Origin of the sequence: Sphingomonas pokkalii (genome assembly GCF_003096275.1) — a bacterium.
Taxonomy (GTDB): Bacteria; Pseudomonadota; Alphaproteobacteria; order Sphingomonadales; family Sphingomonadaceae; genus Sphingomonas; species Sphingomonas pokkalii.
In genome coordinates, this window is the sequence record NZ_QENQ01000008.1 from 1 (window position 1) to 4,476 (window position 4,476).

The following is a 4,476-nucleotide window of genomic DNA, read 5'->3' on the forward strand; positions in this document are numbered from 1 at the left end:
CCGACGCAAGATACCCCGCAAGCCGATCCGCAAACGCAGCCGACGAAAGACCTCGCCAGTCCTCCTCCAACCACGGCAGCGATACCCCAGTCATCACCACCGCCACGGGCGCGTCGAGATCTTCATGCTCCACTGCGATGGTCAGGTTGGGCAGGCCGGCCAGCGCCTCGTCCAGCGCACGGCGCAGCAGCGACGGCTCGATCGCCTTCAGCGTCATCACCGTCTGGTCGACATAGGGGCCCTGCCGCGCCGAGCGCAGCGTTTCATAGACCATGCCCTGCGCCAGGGGCGCGAGCGGCCAGACATCGATCGCCATGCTCATCCCTGCCGCCCCGCAAGCCGCGCGAGCACCCGATCGCGCACCGCATCGTCCACCCCGGCCGTGCTGCCTTCGGCTTCCACAATCCGGGTGCAGGCCGCGCAGAACCGATCCGCGAGATCGGCAATCGTGGCCTCGCGATGGCGCTGCGGATCATAGCGCCACGCGATGGACAGGCATCCCTCCGAAACCATGGCGTTGACCTCCAGCACATGGCTGCGCGGTTCGTCCGCCGCCTCGTCCGCGCCGACCGGCTCCGGCGACCAGCCCGCCACCGGCGCGGCCGATACCAGGCCGTCAAGCTGGCCGAGATAGTTGAACAGCACCTCGCCCGAAGCCCCGGCCAACGCCGACCCGCGCGGATCACCGCTCAGATAGCGCAAGACGCCGTAGCCGACGCCGGCATCGGGCAGGTCCAGCGCCTGCGCCGCGGCGGCGACGGCCGCAGCCAGGCTGGCCGCCGGCGGCACCGCGAGGCGCACCGGGAAGAGACTGGTGAACCAGCCAATGGTGCGACTGAGATCGAGGCCGCTGCCCAGCGGCTCGCGGCCATGGCCTTCGAGATCGACGACCACCGGCCCGCCGGCCCAATCGCACAGCAGCTGGCCCAGCGCGCCGAGCAGGATCGCATTGATGCCCACCGCATGACGCGCCGGCGCTTCGCGCAGCAACCGCTGCGTGACGGCCGCGTCGAGCCGTCGGGTAAGTACCGCATCTCCCGCGGCTTCGGGCTGCAGCGCGTCGCGGGGAAGCGCCGCGCGCGGCGCCGCTGCGGCGGAAAGCCAGCGTTCCCAATCGGCCGCCCGTTCCGGCGCCCGCGCGAAGCGATGCGCGGCCTGGGCCCAGGCGCCGAACGCAGCCGAGGGCGCGGGCAGCGCGATCGGCCGGCCAGCTCGCGCCTGCGCATAGGCGGTGGCAAGATCGTCGAGCAGGATTCGCCAGGAAACCCCGTCGATGCAAAGATGGTGCACCGCCAGGAACAGGCGCGCCGGCGCACCCGGGAACAGGGCGGCGCGGAACACCGGGCCGGTTGCCAGGTTCAGCCCGGTCTGGAGGCGCGCGCAGGCGGCGGTGATCGCGGCAGCCGGATCGGCATCGGCGGGAAGCATGATCGTTTCCAACGGCACGCCGCGCGGTGGCACCACCCGCTGCACCACCGCCGGGCCATGCCCCGAATAGCGGAAGCGCAGCGCGGCATGCGCCGCCTCCACCGCGTTCAGCGCGGCCTGCAAGGCGGCGACATCCGTGTCCGGATCCAGCGCGAACAGCAGCGCCTGGTTGAAATGATCCGGGTTGCGCCGCCCCTCCGCAAAGAAGCGCGTCTGGATCGCGCCCAGCGGGACATTCTCCTGCAGCGGGGCACTGGCCGTATCGACCGACGGGCCGCCAATGCTGCGGGCGATGGCGCGGGCCGTCCGCTGGGTAACGAACGCGCGCGGGCCGACGGCCAGGCCCGCCTTTCGCGCCGCCGCCGCCGCCTGCATCGCGATGATCGAATCACCGCCAAGCGCCAGGAAATCATCCTCCGGGCCGACATGCGGCAGGCCCAGGGTCGCCGCCATTGCCTGGGCGATGCCCGCTTCGCAGGCGTTGGCGGCGGCGGCATCGCTCGGCAATACCCGGCTCCGCGCCGTGGCAGCCAGCGCCGTCAGCCGGGCACGATCGACCTTGCCGGAAGCAGTGCGCGGAATGGCATCCACCTGGATCGCCGCCGTGGGAATCATCGTGGCAGGAAGCCGGTCTTCCAGCACCTTGGGATCGAATGGGCGGGTTGTACATGCGACGATCGATGGCTGCCCTTCGGTGCCGCGCACCATCACCGCGACCGCCTCCGCATAGCCATGCGCACGCATCGCCGCTTCCACTTCGCCCAGTTCGATGCGGACGCCGGCCAGCTTGATCTGGCCATCACGACGGCCAAGGAAGCGCAGCGCGCCGTCGTCCCCGATGCAGACGAGATCGCCGGTGCGATACATGCGCGTGCCCGGCGGACCGAACGGATCCGGCAGGAAAGCCCGCGCCGTCCGCCCCGGAATGCCGAGATAGCCGATCGCCAGCGACGGCCCGGCAAGATAGAGCTCGCCGGGTTCGCCCGGCGCCACCGGCTGCAAGGCAGGGCCGAGCACATAGGCCGCCAGCATCGGCAGCGGTTGCCCGATCGTTACCGCCGCGCCAGGCGCCAGCGTCGCCATCGTGGCATAGACGGTTGCCTCGGTCGGGCCGTACAGGTTGCGCAGCACCCGGCTCGGCATCGACGCGCGCAAGCGATCGGCCAGATCCTGCGGCAACGCTTCGCCCGCCAGGTTGAGGAAGGGGGAGGGCGGCAGCGCCGTCGCGGCGATCAGACTGGGCACGCCGCTGACAAGGCTTGGCGCATCGGCACCATCGAGCATCGCGAGATGGTCGAGCAGCAGCACCGCGCCACCGGCCGCCAGCGGCGCGAACAGTTCGAACACCGATACGTCGAACGTCACCGGCGTCGTCGCGGCCACCCGGGCGAAGGCGGCGGCAGGATAGGCAGCGACCGCCCAGGCAAGAAACCCCGCCAGCGCCCGATGCGATATCGCAACCGGCTTTGGCGTGCCGGTGGAGCCGGAAGTTGCGATCACATAGGCGATCGCGCCGGGATCGATCGTCGGGAGCACCGGCATCGGCGTCTCGGCGGGGATGTCCGCAACTGCAAGGCCGGGACAGGGCACCGCGAAGGGCGGTGCCTCGCCATCGTGCACGAGGATGGCGACGCCCAGATCCCGGCATAATCCGGCCAGCCGCGCGGCCGGGTGGGTGTGGTCCAACGGCAGATAGGCGCAGCCGGCGAGCATCGTCCCCAGCAGCACGGGCAGCAGCATCGGCCCGCGTTCCAGGGCGATGGCGACGATGGCGCCTGGCCGGGCGCCGCGGGCGGCAAGCTGGTGGGCGACGGCCAGTGCCCGGCTGCGCAGCGCGGCATAGTCCATCGTCTGCGCACCGCAGTGGAGCGCCGGTGCCGCAGGATGGCGCGCCGCGGCCGCCAGGAACAGATCGGGCAGCAGCGGCACCGGCACACCGGCATCGATCCGCACCCTGGCCAGCGCCGCGCTCGCCGCCCGGTCCTCCGGCGTGCGATGGTCCAGCGCACACAGCCGGGCCGTCGCGCCCTGCGCCGCCATCGCCGCCAGCAACTGCACGAACCGCGCCACCAGCCGCGCCGCATCGCCCTGCCCCAGCCGCGCCAGATCATGGTGCAGCCGGATCCTCAGCCCCTCGGCCTCCGGCTCCAGGATCAGCGCTGCGGGATAGTTCGTCTCCTCATGGCTGGTCGCCGCCGTCACTCCCAGCGCCGATCCCGCCGCCGCCTGCGCCGCCGGATAATTCTCATAGACCAGCAGCGTCTCGAACGCCGCCCGCCGCGCCCCGGCCCAGCCCTGGATCTTCGCCAGCGGCACATGGCCATGCTCGCGCGCCTGGATCAGCCCCTGCTGCACCGCCGCCAGATACGCGCCCAGCCGCGCCCCCGACGCCGCCCGCACCCGCAGCGGCACCGTGTTGATGAACAGCCCGATCATCACCTCCGATCCCGCAAGCCCTTCCGGGCGGCCGGACACGGTGGTGCCGAACACCACATCCTCCTCGCCCGTCGCCCGCGCCAGCACGATGCCCCAGGCCGCCGCCGCAATGCTCGCCGCCGTCACCCCCAGGCTCCGCCCCAGCGCCTGCACCTCGGCCCAGAGCGGCGCCGCCACCAGGCCCTCCGCTTCCGACATCCGGCGCGGACCCGCATCGACCGCGCTTCCCAGCGGCACGCCCGTGGCCGGCGCATCCGCCAGCGCCGCCCGCCAGTACCGCTCCGCCGCCGCCGGATCCTGCGCCGCAAGCCAGGCAAGAAAATCCCGATAGGGCCGCCGCTGCGGCAGCTCCGGCACCGTCCCGGACACCAGCGCACGATACCGCTCCGCCAGTTCGTCGAACAGCAGCGCCGCCGACCAGCCATCGAGCAGCAGATGGTGGTGGCTCAGCACCAGCCGCCACCCAACCTCCGTCTCCCGCACCAGCAGCGCCCGCATCAGCGGCGCCCGCGTCAGTTCAAAACCCCGCGACCGATCCGACGCAAGATACCCCGCAAGCCGATCCGCAAACGCAGCCGACGAAAGACCTCGCCAGTCCTCCTCCAACCACGG

The 4,476-nt window shown here is 71.9% G+C and carries 2 protein-coding genes; both read right to left on the reverse strand.

Annotated elements, in window-relative coordinates:
- The coding region (locus DD559_RS19325) for a condensation domain-containing protein (protein ID WP_133243866.1) at positions 1–316 on the reverse strand (316 nt) is incomplete at its 3' end.
- 2 nt (positions 317–318) lie between these two features.
- A complete protein-coding gene (locus DD559_RS19330) occupies positions 319–4,470 on the reverse strand; it encodes a non-ribosomal peptide synthetase (protein ID WP_116471040.1) in 4,152 nt (1,383 codons plus the stop codon).
- Positions 4,471–4,476: the final 6 nt, after the last annotated feature.